At 71.8% G+C, this 14969-nt stretch carries 16 protein-coding genes; 5 read left to right on the forward strand and 11 right to left on the reverse strand.

Going from position 1 to position 14969, the window contains the following annotated elements; translation table 11 throughout:
* Position 1: 1 nt before the first annotated feature.
* A complete protein-coding gene (locus ACFY1H_RS20635; protein WP_386948422.1) occupies positions 2-1597 on the reverse strand; it encodes a DAK2 domain-containing protein in 1596 nt (531 codons plus the stop codon).
* A 133-nt stretch (positions 1598-1730) separates the two neighbouring features.
* Between ACFY1H_RS20635 and rpmB the strand changes: the two genes are divergently transcribed.
* Positions 1731-1922, forward strand: a complete 192-nt coding sequence (gene rpmB / locus ACFY1H_RS20640) for a 50S ribosomal protein L28 (protein ID WP_091623274.1) — start codon at positions 1731-1733, stop codon at positions 1920-1922.
* A gap of 170 nt (positions 1923-2092) precedes the next feature.
* Here rpmB and ACFY1H_RS20645 read toward each other — a convergent pair whose 3' ends face one another.
* From ACFY1H_RS20645 to ACFY1H_RS20665, 5 genes are all read right to left on the reverse strand, one after another.
* Complete coding sequence (locus ACFY1H_RS20645; protein ID WP_386948426.1) at positions 2093-2884, reverse strand: alpha/beta fold hydrolase; 792 nt, start codon at positions 2882-2884, stop codon at positions 2093-2095.
* A gap of 64 nt (positions 2885-2948) precedes the next feature.
* Complete coding sequence (locus ACFY1H_RS20650) at positions 2949-3626, reverse strand: uracil-DNA glycosylase (RefSeq protein WP_386948429.1); 678 nt, start codon at positions 3624-3626, stop codon at positions 2949-2951.
* Between the two features lie 31 nt (positions 3627-3657).
* Complete coding sequence (locus ACFY1H_RS20655) at positions 3658-4188, reverse strand: gamma carbonic anhydrase family protein (protein WP_366580607.1); 531 nt, start codon at positions 4186-4188, stop codon at positions 3658-3660.
* A 16-nt stretch (positions 4189-4204) separates the two neighbouring features.
* The gene (locus tag ACFY1H_RS20660; RefSeq protein WP_366580605.1) at positions 4205-4678 is read right to left on the reverse strand and encodes a GNAT family N-acetyltransferase; all 474 of its coding nucleotides are present in this window, start codon (positions 4676-4678) and stop codon (positions 4205-4207) included.
* A gap of 10 nt (positions 4679-4688) precedes the next feature.
* The gene (locus ACFY1H_RS20665) at positions 4689-5651 is read right to left on the reverse strand and encodes a thiamine-phosphate kinase (RefSeq protein WP_366580603.1); all 963 of its coding nucleotides are present in this window, start codon (positions 5649-5651) and stop codon (positions 4689-4691) included.
* A 138-nt stretch (positions 5652-5789) separates the two neighbouring features.
* On the opposite strand from ACFY1H_RS20665, the gene ACFY1H_RS20670 reads away from it, so the two are divergent.
* Positions 5790-6023, forward strand: a complete 234-nt coding sequence (locus ACFY1H_RS20670; RefSeq protein ID WP_285969653.1) for an Lrp/AsnC family transcriptional regulator — start codon at positions 5790-5792, stop codon at positions 6021-6023.
* 19 nt (positions 6024-6042) lie between these two features.
* The gene (locus ACFY1H_RS20675; protein WP_386948434.1) at positions 6043-6588 is read left to right on the forward strand and encodes a DUF3515 domain-containing protein; all 546 of its coding nucleotides are present in this window, start codon (positions 6043-6045) and stop codon (positions 6586-6588) included.
* Here the strand turns inward: ACFY1H_RS20675 and ACFY1H_RS20680 are convergent.
* Positions 6569-7918, reverse strand: coding sequence for an MFS transporter (locus ACFY1H_RS20680; protein WP_386948437.1), 1350 nt, complete (start codon positions 7916-7918; stop codon positions 6569-6571). The two genes, ACFY1H_RS20675 and ACFY1H_RS20680, sit on opposite strands and share 20 nt — an antisense overlap.
* A gap of 498 nt (positions 7919-8416) precedes the next feature.
* On the opposite strand from ACFY1H_RS20680, the gene ACFY1H_RS20685 reads away from it, so the two are divergent.
* The gene (locus tag ACFY1H_RS20685) at positions 8417-8941 is read left to right on the forward strand and encodes a hypothetical protein (protein ID WP_366580597.1); all 525 of its coding nucleotides are present in this window, start codon (positions 8417-8419) and stop codon (positions 8939-8941) included.
* Between the two features lie 46 nt (positions 8942-8987).
* Here the strand turns inward: ACFY1H_RS20685 and ACFY1H_RS20690 are convergent, their stop codons facing one another.
* Together ACFY1H_RS20690 and ACFY1H_RS20695 are read right to left on the reverse strand one after the other, a co-directional pair.
* Positions 8988-10085, reverse strand: coding sequence for a D-alanine--D-alanine ligase family protein (locus tag ACFY1H_RS20690; RefSeq protein WP_386948440.1), 1098 nt, complete (start codon positions 10083-10085; stop codon positions 8988-8990).
* Positions 10086-10625: 540 nt separating this feature from the next.
* On the reverse strand, positions 10626-11996 hold the full coding sequence (locus ACFY1H_RS20695; RefSeq protein ID WP_386948443.1) for a PLP-dependent aminotransferase family protein: 1371 nt from the start codon (positions 11994-11996) through the stop codon (positions 10626-10628).
* Positions 11997-12085: 89 nt separating this feature from the next.
* On the opposite strand from ACFY1H_RS20695, the gene ACFY1H_RS20700 reads away from it, so the two are divergent.
* Complete coding sequence (locus ACFY1H_RS20700) at positions 12086-12760, forward strand: pyridoxamine 5'-phosphate oxidase family protein (protein ID WP_386948446.1); 675 nt, start codon at positions 12086-12088, stop codon at positions 12758-12760.
* Here the strand turns inward: ACFY1H_RS20700 and ACFY1H_RS20705 are convergent.
* Together ACFY1H_RS20705 and ACFY1H_RS20710 are read right to left on the reverse strand one after the other, a co-directional pair.
* On the reverse strand, positions 12732-14183 hold the full coding sequence (locus tag ACFY1H_RS20705) for a sensor histidine kinase (protein ID WP_386948449.1): 1452 nt from the start codon (positions 14181-14183) through the stop codon (positions 12732-12734). The genes ACFY1H_RS20700 and ACFY1H_RS20705 overlap by 29 nt on opposite strands.
* The gene (locus ACFY1H_RS20710) at positions 14180-14881 is read right to left on the reverse strand and encodes a response regulator transcription factor (RefSeq protein ID WP_386948452.1); all 702 of its coding nucleotides are present in this window, start codon (positions 14879-14881) and stop codon (positions 14180-14182) included. The genes ACFY1H_RS20705 and ACFY1H_RS20710 overlap by 4 nt, the downstream gene beginning before the upstream one ends.
* Positions 14882-14969 lie beyond the last annotated feature (88 nt).

Consider the following 14969-nt stretch of genomic DNA (forward strand, 5'->3'; position numbering starts at 1 on the left):
TCTATTCGACCCCCATCAGCAGCACGGCTCCGGCCTGGCCACTGGCATAACTCGTCAACTCCACTTCGGGGTGCTCCAGCCGCAGCTGCTCGGCGAGCTCCGCGGTCACGCCGGGCGGGGCGGCGGCCCCGCTCAGCACGGTGACCAGCTCGCCGCCGAGCGTCAGCATCCGGTTGAGCACGCTCATCGCGGCCGCGACGAGGTTCGTCTCCGAGGCCGGCGCCGGTTCGATCAGCACCACCTCGTCGTCGACCAGGCCGATCACGTCGCCGGACTGGGCCCGGCCCACCCAGGTTAGCGACTCCTCGCCCGCGATCCGCACCTCGCCACGCCTGGTCGCCGCGGCGGCCTCGGCCATGGCCACGACGTCGTCGTTGACGCGGCGGCCCCCATCGTGCACCGCGAGCGCGGCCAGCACCTGCACCGGTGACGTGCACGGGATCACCACGACGTCGCGGTCGCCGGCCATCGCGTGGCCCGCCGCCGCGTCGGCCGCGGCCGTGAGGTCGAGACCGCCCGGCAGCACGGTCACGTGCCGGCCCGCGGCCTCGTTGAACAGCCCGATCATGTCCTCGACGCCGGGTTTCCCGCCGTCGGGCACGGCCAGCACGGCGACGCCCTCGGCCCGCAGCAGCTCGGCCAGCCCGCCGCCGTTGACCACGGCCACCACCGACCGGTCCAGCCCGCCGCCCGGCTCGATCGGCGTGGGCGTGAGCAGCGGTTCGACGCGGATCCGGCGCGGCCGGCCCAGCTCCAGGCCCGCCTCGATGGCCGCGCCGATGTCGGCGCAGTGGACGTGCACGGCGTGGCTGCCCGCACCGTCGCCGGCCACCGTGACGCTGTCGCCGAAGCCGCTCAGCTCCTTGCGCAACGCCGGCAGCCGCGCCTCCTCGACGCCGTCGAGCAGGTACATGACCTCCCACGCGTACGGCGCGGGCTCGGCGGCACCGGGCGCCTCGACGGTGGTCGTGAGCTCGCGTTCAGGCTGCGTGACGGTGCCGCTGATCACGCCGGCCAGCGCGTCGAGCACGGCGACGAGCCCTCGGCCCCCCGCGTCGACGACCCCCGCTTTCGCGAGGGCCGGCAGTTGTTTCGGCGTCTCCTCCAGCGCGGCCGCGGCGGCCGCGGCGACGGTGGCGGCGACCTCGGCCAGCGGCCGCGTGTCCTCCTGGACGGCCGCGGCCACGACGTGCAGGACGGTCAGCATCGTCCCCGCGACGGGCCGGCTCACCGCGCCCGTCGCGATCCGGTCGGCGTGCGCCAGTGCGGCCGCGAGACCAGCGCCGTCGAGGTCGCCGCCGTCGGCCGCCCAGTCGGCGATCCCCCGCACGACCTGGGAGATGATCACGCCGGAGTTGCCGCGCGCGGCGGCCACGGCACCCTTCGCCAGCACGGTCAGCGCCTCGGCCACGTCGGCCGGCTCCGCCGCGGCCAACGCGTCGCGCGCGCCCGTCAACGTGTGCAGGAGGTTCGAACCCGTGTCGGAGTCCGCGACGGGGTACACGTTGATGCCGTTGATCGCCGGGCGCAGCACCTCCAGACTGCGCACGCACGCCGCCGACCAGGCCGACACCGCTGCCACGTCCAGCACCCGCACCCCGTAACCTCCTCGCTGGTCCCCGCGAGCGTATCGACCCCGCGGCGACCCGCCCGAGACGAGTAGTTACTATGGACGAGTTGCCCAGCTGGTCTGGGCGCCATTCTTTGTCCCATATCCAGAGGAGTTCGACGTGGCTGCCGTGTGCGACGTCTGTGGCAAGGGACCCGGCTTCGGCAAGTCGGTCTCGCACTCCCACCGGCGTACCAACCGCCGGTGGAACCCGAACATCCAGACTGTGCACGCCAAGATCGGCGTGTCCCAGCGCAAGCGCCTCAACGTGTGCACCTCGTGCATCAAGGCGGGCAAGGTCGTCCGAGGGTAGGCGATTGAACGAAGGGTGGCGAGTGCTCGCGAAGGGCGCTCGCCATTTTCGTATCGCCTAGTGTCTTCTGGGGGTCGAACCCCCAGACCCCCGCCAGGGGGCAAGCCCCTGGACCCCCACCCGTGGTTGCCTCTGGACGGCGAGTGCTCACCGAGCACTCGCCATTTTTGTCACCGCAAGAAGTCGGTCAGCACCGGGCGCAGCGATTCGGGTGCGTTGAGCACGCCGTGGTCCTGCCCGGGAATCGACTCGTATCGGGCGTGCGGCACGGTCTCGGCGACGGCCCGGGCCGCGGCGCCCATCCACGCTTCACCGGCGCCGCCCGACATCACGAGCACGGGGACGGCGATGGCGGCCAGGCGGTCCACGGGCAGCTGCGCGCCAGGACCGGTCACGGTGATGTCATACGGCAGCGTGTGCGCGTAGCCGGCGAACCAGTCCCACACCGGCTGGCCCTTCATCGCCGCCACGCCTTCGGGCGGAACCGACACGCCTTCGGTCAGAAAGAGTTCCACGGCGCCGTCGCGGTCGCCGGCGGCGATCAACGCGCTGATCCGGTCCGCGAGGTCCGCACCAGGGCGTGGCCTCTGAGCGTCCACGATGAACGGTGGCTCGTACACGGCCAGCTTCGTGATCGGCAGCCCCCGCGCCGCTGCTTCGAGCGCCAGGATCGCCCCTGACGAATGGCCGAACATCGCCGCCGAGCCACCGACCGCGTCGATCACGGCCGACAGGTCGTCGAGCTCGCGTTCCACCGAGTACACGGGCGCGTCTCCGCTCTCACCTCGGCCTCGCCGATCAACGGCAACACCCTGGAACCCGGCTTCGGCCAGCACGACGGCGAGCGCCGCCACGGTCGTCCGGTCGTTCACGGCACCGCCGACGAGCAGCACCGGCGACCCCGCGCCGTAGGTGTCGAACGCAATCGGCGTGCCGTCGGCGGAAGTGACGGTGGTGGTCATGGCTGTCCTCCTGGGTGTCGTACTCACCTTGGAGGTCGGAGCCACCGGCCGCGACCGGACACGCTCAGGGAAGCTTCCACTCCACCGGCGCCGCGCCCTGGTCGGCCAGCAGCTGGTTCGCGCGGCTGAACGGCCGCGAGCCGAAGAAACCGTTGTGCGCCGAAAGCGGGCTCGGGTGCGCCGACTCGACGCACGGGATGTCGCCCAGCATCGGCCGCAGGTTGCGGGCGTTGCGGCCCCACAGGATGGCCACCATCGGCTCATCGCGGGCCGCGAGCGCCTTGATCGCCTGCTCGGTCACCTGCTCCCACCCCTTGCCCTGGTGGGAGTTCGGCTTGCCGGGCTGCACCGTGAGCGCGCGGTTGAGCAGCAGGATGCCCTGGTCGGCCCACGGCGTGAGGTCGCCGTTGGTCGGCAACGGGTGCCCGAGATCCTCGGCGTACTCCTTGTAGATGTTGACGAGGCTCTTCGGCAGCGGCCGCACGTCGGGCGCCACCGAGAAGCTCAGGCCGACGGCGTGGCCCGGCGTCGGGTACGGGTCCTGGCCGACGATCAGCACCCGCACGTCGTGGAACGGCTGCTTGAACGCCCGCAGCACGTGCTCGCCCGCCGGCAGGTAAGTTCGGCCCGCCGCGATCTCCGCGCGGAGGAACTCTCCCATCGCGCTGACCTGCGGGGCCACGGGCTCCAGGGCCTGCGCCCAGCCGGCTTCGACGATCTCGTGCAGCGGTCGTGCGGTCACGGCCCGCGAGCCTAGCGCGGTGCGAGCGGGGTCACCGTGGCGGGTCGAGGCGCCGCAGCTCTTCGCGGAAACGCGCGCCGCGGCGCACGTACGAGTCGACCACCATGGCGATCTGCTCGGCGGAGAACGACTTGTTCGGCCGCACCTTCGCCGGCACGCCGAGCGCGATCTCGCCCGGGCCCACGTGCGAGTTGTACGACAGCACCGCGCCCGCGCCGACCATCCCGCCGTCCTCGACCACGGTTCCGTTCAGCACCACCGATCCCGACGCGATGAGGCACCCGGTGCCGATCACCGCGCCCTCGACGTGCACGGCGTGGCCGATGGCCGACGACGGCCCGAGGATCGTCGGGTGCTTCTTGGTGCAATGGAGCACGCAGCCGTCCTGCACGTTGGAGCGTTCGCCGATCTCGATGTAGCCGTGGTCGCCGCGCAGCACCGTCTGCGGCCACACGGAAGCGCGCGGGCCGATGCGGACGTCGCCGATCACGGTGGCGTCGGGGTGGACGTAGGCGTCCGGGTGGATCGAGGGTTCGAGGTCACCGAGCGCGTAGATCGCCAAAGCCGTCTCCCGTTGGTCACACGAGGTTCTTGCCGAAACACCGGTTGTCGGGCTCGTCCTTGTACACGCCGAAACCCGGAATCTCCGTATAGCCCGACGAACGGTAGAGGGCGATCGCCTCGGGCTGTTCGGTACCCGTCTCCAGCACGGCGCGCAGCCGCCCCGCCGCGACGGCCGTGCGTTCCAGTTCCGCCAGCATCGCGCGCGCGAAACCCTTGCCCCGCGCGGATTCCACGACGTACATCCGCTTCAGCTCCACGTCGCCGGGACCGAACGCGGGCGCCGGTCCGTCGTGCGCGCGCCACGCGCCGGAGGCCACGGGCACGTCGTCGAGGTAGCCGACGAGGAACAGTCCGCGCGGAGGCGCGAACTGCGAAGGGTCCATCGGCGTCGAGTCTTCGCTGCCGTAGCGGCGCACGTACTCGAGCTGCACTTCCGCCATCAGCTTGGTCGCGTCGGGGTGGTCGTAGGCGACCGCTCGGATCTCCACGGGCGACAGCCTAGTGCTGCTGCCAGTGCTCCCAGCCGCCTTCGTGGCCGTACTCCTTGCCGTCCACCGTCACCCCGGACCCCGGCATCGTCACCGCGCCGATCTTGCGCCAGCCCTCGGGCAGCTCGTCGAACGGCGGGAACGTCGCCGCCAGCGCGTGGTCCTCACCACCGGTGAGCACCCAGCGCAGTGGGTCGGCGCCGAGCGCGGTGCCGACTTCCTGCAGCCGCGTGGAGATCTCGAGGTCCGCGGTGAGCACGTCGAGCCCGACGTCCGACGCCGCCGCGATGTGTCCCAGGTCGGCGAGCAGCCCGTCGGAGATGTCGATCATCGACGTCGCGCCGGCCAGCGCGGCCTGCGGACCGGCCGGGTACGGCGGTTCCGGGCAGCGCTGCGCGTTCACGACCCCGACCGGCGAACGGAACCCTCGCCGCAGCACGGCCAATCCCGCCGCCGCCCAGCCGAGCCGCCCGCAGACGGCGAGGACGTCGCCGGGCCGGGCGCCCGAGCGCGTCACGGGTTCACGATCTTCGAGGTCCCCCAACGCGGTGACGCTGATCACGATCTGGTCGGCGCTCACCATGTCACCGCCGGACACCCCGACGCCACCGCGGGTCGCCTCGGCCCACATGCCGTTCATGATCTCCGTCACGACCTGGGCGGGAGTGTCCGGTGGACACGCGAAGCCCACCAGGACCGTGGTCGGTTTCGCGCCCATGGCCGCGACGTCCGACAGGTTCACCGCCACGGCCTTGCGCCCCACCTGCTCGGGGCTCGACCAGTCGAGGCGGAAGTGCACGCCCTGGACCAGCACGTCCGTGGTCGCCACCACGCGGCCGTCGGGGGCAGCCACCACGGCCGCGTCGTCGCCGGGGCCGAGCAGCGTGCTCGCCGGCTGGCGACGCCCGCCGGTGACCGCCTGGATCAGCGCGAACTCGCCCGTCCCGGCCACCGAGCCATCGTCCGGTGACACCGGTCACCTCCATTTTCTCTCCGTGTGCGAAGCCTCGACCACCGACAGTCGGATCCCCTAGGTTTTTCCCGGGGCTGGCGATACCTTGCCTACACCGTTCCTACCTCGACTCCATCGCTACCGACGAAAGGGCACGCCGTGGTCCACGCATACATCCTCATCCAGACCGAGGTCGGCAAGGCGGCCGCGGTGGCGGCGGAGATCTCCGGGGTGCCCGGCGTCACCAGCTCGGAGGATGTGACCGGCCCGTACGACGTGATCGTGCGCGCGACCGCGGACACCGTGGACCAGCTGGGCCAGCTCGTGGTCGCGAAGGTGCAGAACGTGGAAGGCATCACGCGGACCCTGACCTGCCCGGTGGTCCACCTCTGAGACGTGGTGCACTTCGGGGGTGGCAGATTCCGACACCGGCGCACCCCCGCGGGTGGTCCTCGTGGTCGCGGCCGTGCTCGTGGTCGCGCTGGCCGTGGTGGTCGCCGTCTTCGCGGTGACGAAAAAATCGGCGCTCAGCGGCGAGGGCGTCGCGAGTGGACCGCTCCCCCTCGTCGCCGTTCCGGCCCCGCAGGCCACCACGCAGGCGTGCACGACGGTCGTCGACGCGCTGCCCGCAACCTTGAAATCGAACGGCAAGGACCTCGCCCGGCGCACGCTCGCCCAGCCCGCGCCGAAGGCCACCGTCGCCTGGGGTGACGGCGACGCGATCGTGCTGCGGTGCGGGCTCGACCGGCCGCCGGAGCTCACCCCCACCGCGCAGCTGCGCGTGGTCAACGGCGTGCAGTGGCTGCAGGTCACCGAAGACGCCGCGGCCACCTGGTACGTGGTGGACCGCGACGTCTACATCGCGTTGACCGTCCCCGACTCGGCCGGGACCGGGCCGCTGCAGACCGTGTCGGACACGGTCAACGCGAAGCTGCCGGTCAAACCTTTGAAGTTCTGACCGTCCGGCCGGCGATCTCCTCCAGCGAGTCGCCCGTGGTGCGTGGCCCCAGAACGGCGACGTCGACGATCAGCACCACCATCGCGACCGCCACCACGGCGAACATCCTGGTGGCGCCCTGCGCCTGCAGGATCGGCAGCAGGATGAACGGCATCGCCGCGGTGGCCAGGCGCGAAAGCGCGTAGGCCGAACCCGCGGCCGTGCCGCGCAGCGATGTCGGGAACAGCTCGCCCTGGTAGGTGTGGAAAGCGTTGGAGAACACGTTGCTGGCGGCGGTGTAGCAGAAGCCGAACACCGCGATCGCCACCCCGGAGGTCGAGAAGCCGAACGCGAGCCCGAACACGGCCATCGCCGCGGCGCTCGCGACGATCAGCCACTTGCGCTCGATGCGTTCGATGATCGGGATCGACAGCGCGGAGCCGATCGGGTAGCCGAGGAACGTGAGCGCGCTGAACGTCAGCGAGTTCACGAGGCTGAACCCCTTGGCGGCCAGCACGATCGGCACGAGCGAGCCGAAGCCGTAGTAGCCGAACGCCTGCAGCAGCTGGAAGATGTAGAGCATTGTCGTGCGCCGCGCCCACGGCTTGCGCAGGAGCGCGGAGAAACGCACGGGTTCCGGCGCAGGCGGTTCGGGCGCGGGTTCCGGGAGCGGTTGCGGCGCGGAGGCTTCGAGCTTGCGCACGATCTCGTCGGCTTCCGCCTCCCGCCCGCGAGCGGCGAGCCAGCGGGGCGACTCCGGCAGCGTGAACCGCAGGCCCCAGACGACGGCCGCGCCGAGCGCGCCGATCACGAACAGCCAGCGCCAGCCGTCGATGCCGAGCGGCGCATGGCCGGCCAGCGCGCGGGCGAGGAAGCCTGCGGCGGGCACGCCGCAGAAGCCGAGCGTGTACGCCCAGGCGGTGGCGCGGCCGCGGGCGCGAGCGGGCAGCAGGTCGGCGAGGTACGCGTCGGCGACGGGCAGCTCCGCGCCGATGCCGATGCCGGCGATGAAGCGGCAGACGACGAGCATCCAGACATCGGTGCTGAACGCGCCGAGCAGCGTGAAGACCGAGTACAGGCCGAGCGTGAGCAGGAACGCGCGGCGCCGGCCGAGCTGGTCGGCGAGCTTGCCCAGGCAGACGGCACCGACGAACGCCCCGACGAACGCCGACGCGAGCACGTACTTCAGCGCTTCGGCCGTGACGCCGAACTCGTGCGTGAGCACGGTGCTGATCGTGGCCGCGAGGAACAGGTCGTAGAGGTCGAAGAACGTCGCCACCCCCACCACGGCGACGAAGTACCGGTGCCGGCGGGTGACCGGGAGCCGGTCGAGCCGGGATGCGATCTGCACGCGTTGCCTCCTGCCCTGGCCTGGGCGTGCCGCGCGCGGGCCACGTCGGCGTCACCCGGTGCCACCGGATGATCACTGTAGTGGGTGACGTCGTTCGCCGGGCGGCGACCACGGCGGGGCCGACCACTTCGCGCGGGCGCGGCAATTCTTCCCGGGCGGTGAATTCATCACACCGAAACACCGGAAACATCAAGTTGTTCTGGAGGACATCGTCGCGAAATGCCGCGCCTATGAAATTCTCAGGAAAGCTGGACCGGAATGTCAGGAGGTTTCAGTTCCTGCGACGTGTGCACTGCCGCCCGACCCGGGCTTCTGCGGGCTCGGAACGGACGGCAGCACACGTTTGTCGTTGTACCCCTTGGTCATTCGACCGGTGGTGTGCCGAGTGGAATCGTCATGCACCGCCGGGCGAGCACGCGGGACCGCGACTGCCCCGAGATTACCACGGTGGTCGGGGTGCGCGGTTCCGCCGAATTCCGCATCGGAAAGGAATCACCAGTGCCGCCGATCACAGTGATCTTCGTCGTCTCGGGACTCGCCGTCTGGCTGAATGGCCTGGCGTTTCTCGGGATCGGCGCCAAACCCGTCGAGGACGGCCCGAATCCGCTGACCACGGTCGGCTGGGTGACGCTGCTCGCCGGCGTCGTGGACGTCCTGCAGGCCGCCGTGATCATCGCGACGGCGCCGCCCGCGACGGGCGTCCCGTTGGCCGGAATCGTCACGTTCTACGGCACGTTCTTCACCGCGCTGGGGGTGGCGCTCGTACGAGGGCTGGACCTCCGGCCGATCGGCAACCTGGCCGTGGCGGTGGCCGTGGTGCCGCTGCTGTGGTGGAAGTTCTTCGACGGCAGCTGGATGCTGCACTCGATCCTCGTGGTGTGGCTGGTCGCGTTCCTCGCCGTGGCGGCCACGACCTACGGCAAGCTGCCCGGCAAGGTGCTGGGCGGGATCCTCGTCGTCACGTCGCTCTACACGTTCCTGACGCCGGCGGCGCTGCTTGCGCTGGGTAAGTCGATCCCCTGATCACGTGACCACACAGGGTCACCCGAGCGGGTGACCCTGTGTGGGGTCAGCGAAGGCCCGTGCCGCGCGCGATGGCGGTGTCGATGAGGGTCGACAGGAGCGTGCTGTAGTCGACGCCCGTGACCTCCCACATCTTCGGGTAGGCGGACTTCGTGGTGAAGCCGGGCATGGTGTTGACCTCGTTGATCACGAGGTCGCCGGCTCCGGTGACGAAGAAGTCGACGCGCGCGAGGCCCTGGCAGTCGAGCGCGCGGAACGCCTCGACGGCCATGGCACGCAGGCGGTCGGTGAGGGCGTCGTCGAGCTTGGCCGGGATGTCCAGCTCGGCGTCTTCGCCGAGGTACTTGGTCTCGAAGTCGTACCAGGCGTCCGCGCCCTCGGCGAGCACGCGGATCTCCGCCGGCAGCGACGCTTCCACCCGCCCGTCGGGGAACTCCAGCACGCCGCACTCGACCTCACGCCCGACCACGGCGGCCTCCACGAGCACCTTCGGGTCGGTGCGGCGGGCCAGTTCGATGGCGGCGTCCACATCGGACCAGTCGGTGACGCGCGAGATGCCCACGGACGAGCCCGCACGAGAGGGCTTCACGAAAACGGGCAGCCCCAGGCGTTCCCGGTCGTCCTGGGCCAAAGTGGACTGTCCACGACGGAGCGCCGCGTACGTGCCCACCGGCAGCCCCTCGGCTGCGAGCAGCTTCTTGGCGTACTCCTTGTCCATGGCGGCGGCGCTGGCCAGCACACCCGGGCCGACGTAGGGGATGTCGGCCATCTCGAGCAGGCCCTGGATGGTGCCGTCCTCGCCGAACGCGCCGTGCAGCACGGGGAAGACCACGTCGACGGTGCCGAGCACCTCGGTCGCCTGCCCGGGGTCGACCGTGCGCAGCTCGCGGCTGGTCGCGTCGCCCGCCAGCACGAGCGCGCGGCCGGACTCCACGGTCGGCAGCTCGCGGCCCTGGATGCTCAGCTCCTTCGGGTCGCCGGTGCCGAGCACCCAGCCACCCTGCGGGGTGATGCCCACGGGGAGCACCTCGTAGCGCTCCGGATCCAGGTTCGCGATCACGCTGCCCGCTGACAGGCACGAGATGGTGTGCTCGCTGCTGCGCCCGCCGAACACGACCGCCACGCGGATCTTCTCAGCACTCATGGTCGCTCACCGTACCGGGTGACCACGGCGAACGGCGCGCACCCGGCGTTGCGACGGGTCCCCGGGTCCGTCCACCGGAGGGGGTGGTGGGGGTGGGTTGGGGATGATCAGGTGGTCGGTGGTGGGTCCGGTGGCTGCGAGGGCTGCGGCGGCTGTCGCGGCCGAGTGGTGACGGACGCCTCGCGCCGGATTGCCCGAGCGGACCGGTCGCACTGCACGGCGGGCACCGCGGGACGGCTCGCGCTGCGTCCGGGTCACACAACCAGGAACCTTCGAACGGCGCCGAATCGCCGCGGGTCGGCTGCGGTTTGGTCATCACCGAGAGCATCCGGCGACGGCGCAACCGGACCATTCGCGCAACACGTCGCTGATCGTCGGAAGTGACAAGCGCGGCCTCGCAGTCAGCGAAGCTCCCCGCGGCGGCGCCGTCGCGAGGGCGTCGCGAGAGAAGGCCCCGTCGCCGGGTGTGGCGGCGTAGGTGTCGCTGGACCGGTCGCGCGGTGCGGTGGCAAGCGAGGCGACGCGGCGCCGCACGACCGGTCAGCGAAGCAGACCCACCAAAGCCGGCAGCGCGGTCACCAACGCCTCCCGCGAACAGCCCGCGTACCCCAGCGCCACCCCGTGCACCGTGGGTGTGCCGGCGAAGTGGCGGGCCAGGCCGTCCAGGCGGATGCCGTGGTGTTCGGCCTCGGTCAGGCAGTGGGTTTCCTGGGCGGCGGACGCGAAGGGGACCACGAGGTGGGCGCCGGCGTCGTCGCCGAGGATGGGGATGGAGGCGGAGGTGAGGGCGGCGGAGAGCAGCGAACGGCGTTCGGCGAGTTCGCGGCGGAGTTTGCGCAGGTGGCGGCCCAGGTCGCCGTGGCGGGCGAGTTCGACCAGCACGCGCTGGCCGGCCGGGGAGGGGCGCGTGCCGGTGAGGTCGCGGTAGGCGAGGACCGCCTCGGTGACCGAGGCGGGCGCGACGAGCCAGCCGGCGCCGAGGGTGGGCGTGAGGATCTTGCTCGTGGTCCCCAGGTGGACGACGACGTCGGGCGCGAGGGCGGCGAGCATGGGCAGCGGGGCGACGTCGAAGCGCAGCTCCCCGTCGTAGTCGTCCTCGATGACGAGCATGCCGTCGGCGCGGGCCCGTTCCACGAGCTCCACGCGGCGCGCCGCGCTCATGCGGCTGCCCATCGGGTACTGGTGCGCCGGCGAGCAGTAGACCGCCCGCGCGCCGGCGGGGATGGCGTCGGGGCGCAGGCCCTCCTCGTCGACGGGCACGCCGACCACGGTCAGCCCGGCGGACCGGAACGCCTGCACGGCCCGCTGGTAGCCCGGCTCCTCGAACGCGACGACCGCGCCGCGCCGCAGCACCGCGGCCGCGAGCTCCACGACGGCGGCCGTCGTGCCGCCCGTCGCCAGGACCGAGCCGGCGGCCAGACCGCGGTGCCGCAACAGGTGTTCCGAAACGGCCGCGCGGTACTCGGGCAGGCCGGCGCGATGGGCGCGCACCAACGGCTCCGGGTCGGCCGCCGCCCGCCAGGCGCGGCGCCAGGCCGCGCGGTCCAGACCGGCCGCCCACGGGGTGCCCGGCGTCAGATCCAGCACGGGCGCCGCCTCGGGTTCCGGCGCGAGCGGTCCCGCCGGGGATACCGACGTGGCCGCGCGCGTCGGTGGTGTCGTCACATACGTGCCGGAGCCGTGGCGCCCGGCGATCCAGCCTTCGGCGTGCAGCTGCTCGTACGCGGCCGAAGTCACGGTGCGCGAAACGCCGAGCCGCTCGGCCAGCGCGCGCGTGGACGGCAACCGGTCGCCGCCGCGCAGGTGCCCGCTCGCGGCGGCCTCGCGCAGGGCGTCGGCCAGCTGCACGGCCAGCGGCGTGCTCGCCTCACGGTCGAGGCTGACCGGCAGCGCGGTGTCGGCGTACGACAACGAAGACCTCCAAGCGGCGAAAGTGGACTTCCCAAGTGTAGAAGAAGTGGCCGTTCGACACGTCCACTCACCCGCGCAACACTGCGAACATGACCAGCCTCTCGCCGACCCCCCGCACCACGCTCGGCCGCAAGAAGAACCGCGCGGCCACCGACCGCGCGACGCTGCACGCCGTGCTCGACGAGGCCCTGATCTGCCACCTCGGCCTCGTCCGCGACGGCACACCGCTCGTGCTGCCCACCGGCTACGGCCGTGACGGCGACACGCTCTACCTGCATGGTTCCACGGGCGCGGCCAGTCTGCGCACCGCCGCGCAGGATCTGGACGTGTGCGTCACCGTCACACTGCTCGACGGCATCGTCTATGCCCGCTCGGTCAACAACCACTCCATGAACTACCGCAGCGCCGTCATCCTCGGCCGCGCGCGCCTCATCACCGACCAGGACGAGAAACTCCACGCCCTGCGCGTACTCACCGACCACCTCTCCCCCGGCTCGTGGGACCACGCACGCGGGGTGAACGCGAAGGAGTTCGCCGCCGTCTCCGTCCTCGCGCTCGACCTCACCGAAGCCTCGGTGAAGCTGCGTGCCGAAGGCCCCGACGACGAGCCGGAAGACGTCAGCGCCAACACCGCCTGGGCCGGCGTCCTCCCGGTCAGGACCGTCTTCGGCGAGCCCGAACCGTCCGCCGACCTGGCCGACGGCTGGCCGATACCCGAGCACGTCGCCGGACGCGTCAGCGCGCCAGAGGCAGCCACACGGTGAACACGGTCCGGCCCGGCCGGCTCGCCACGTCGACCGTGCCGCCGTGTTCCACCACCAGCGACTGCACCACGGACAGGCCCAGACCGGTGCCGCCGGCCGACCGAGTGCGCGAGTTGTCGACGCGGAAGAACCGGTCGAAGATCCGCTGCTGATCCTCCGGCGCGATCCCCGGCCCGGCGTCCTCGACCCGGATCACCGCGCGAGAATCCACCACGGAGACCGACACCTCCACCCGAGTCCCCGAAGGCGTGTGCACAGCGGCATTCGCCAGCAGGTTGTCGAAGATCTGCCGCAACCGCACGGGATCCGCGTCGACGAAAACCGGCGAGGGAGCCAGCGAAACCGAAAGCGGATGCGCCGGCCGCCCCACCCGGAACGCATCCGCCGCGGCTGAAACGATCGGGACGACGTCCACCCGTTCGGGCCGCACCGGGGGCTCCGCGTCGTGGGCGTCGAGGCGCGCGAGCAGCAAAAGATCGTCGACGAGCACGCTCATCCGGGCCGTCTCCTCGCGGATCTTCGCCAGGTGCGCCTCGCGTTCCTCGGGTTCGTTCGCCGCCGCGTAGCGGAAAAGGTCGGCGTAGCCCCGGATCGACGTGAGCGGCGTGCGCAGCTCGTGCGACGCGTCGGCCACGAAACGGCGAAGGCGCTCGTTGGCGGCCGTCCGCGCGGCGAGCGACGACTCGATGTGCGTGAGCATCACGTTGAACGCCGTCCGCAGCTCCGCCACCTCGGCGCCGCCGCCTTCGCCCGTCGCCCGCACCGGCAGGTTCGCGGTCGCCGTGAGGTCGTGCGAGGCGATGTCGTGCGCCGTGCCTGCCATGTCCGACAACGGTCTCAGGCCGCGGCGCAGCACGAGGCGTCCCACCACGACGAGGATCGCCAGCGCGATGAGGAACGCGATCACCTCGGCCAGCACCAGCTGCCGCACCGTGCTGTCCAGGTCCGCCTGCGGCGCCGCGCTCAGCAGCACCGTTCCGCTGCCGGCGGAATCCGTCGCGACCGGGCAGGCGCGGACGCGGTAGGGCCCGTCGCCGTGGAGGTACACCGTGCGGAACACGTCGCCGCCCGTCGCGTCGGAAGCGACGTCGGCGAGCGGCGTGATGTCCGTCGGCAGGTTGCTGCCGGGCTGCGGCGTCGCCACACCGCGGTCGACCTCGAACACCGCCGAGAACCACGAGTAGACGGTTTCGGGGTTGCCGTGGGAGCTGCGCAGTCCCGGCACCTGCGCGACCTGGCTCGTCTTGAGCTGCTCGTCGAGGCGGCGGCCGAGGTAGCCGTGCATGAACCCGACCGTGACGGTCCCCACGATCGCGAAAACCACCAGCGCCAGCGCGCCGAGCCCGAACGCCAGCCGCGTGCCGAGCCGCGACGCGCGCCACGCGGCGTACCAGCGGCCAGCCCAGCGCCGCAGCCGTTTCACCGGCCCGCCCGCACGACATAGCCGACGCCACGCACGGTGTGGATGAGCGGTTCGGCGCCGTCGTCGAGCTTGCGGCGCAGGTGCGAGATCACCAGCTCGACCACATTGGACCGGCCGCCGAAGTCGTACTCCCACACGTGGTCGAGGATCTGCGCCTTCGTGAGCACGGCCGGCGAGCGGCGCATGAGGTACCGCAGGAGCTCGTACTCCGTCGGCGTCAGGTCCGCCAGCCGATCGCCGCGGCGGACCTCGCGGGTGTCCTCGTCGAGCGTCAGGTCCGCCACACGCAACACGGCGGTGCGCGGAGCGGGCGGCAAAGAGCTGCTCCGGCGCAGCACCGCCCGCAGCCGCGCCATCAGCTCCTCGACGGAGAACGGCTTCACGAGGTAGTCGTCGCCGCCGCGCGTGAGGCCGGCGATGCGGTCGGCCGTCGCGTCTTTCGCCGTCAGGAAGACCACGGGCACGGCGTTGCCGTGTTCGCGCAGGCGGTCGAGCACGGTGAAGCCGTCGAGGTCGGGCAGCATCAGGTCGAGCACCACGATGTCGGGCCCGAACTCCGCCGCGCGGGTCAGCGCGGCCGCGCCCGATCCCGCGGTCACGGCCTGCCAGCCCTCGTAGCGGGCCACGGTCGCGACGAGATCGGCGATGTGCGGTTCGTCGTCGACGACGAGCAGCCGCACCGGGTTCGGGTTGTCCACGCCACCATCCTCCGTGACCACCGCGCGGGCGCGCGAGCGGAGCGCCCGGCCGACAGCCAGTCGACAGGTTCCGCCCAGATCCGCCACA

Source organism: Amycolatopsis sp. NPDC001319 (assembly GCF_042896185.1).
Taxonomy (GTDB): Bacteria; Actinomycetota; Actinomycetes; order Mycobacteriales; family Pseudonocardiaceae; genus Amycolatopsis.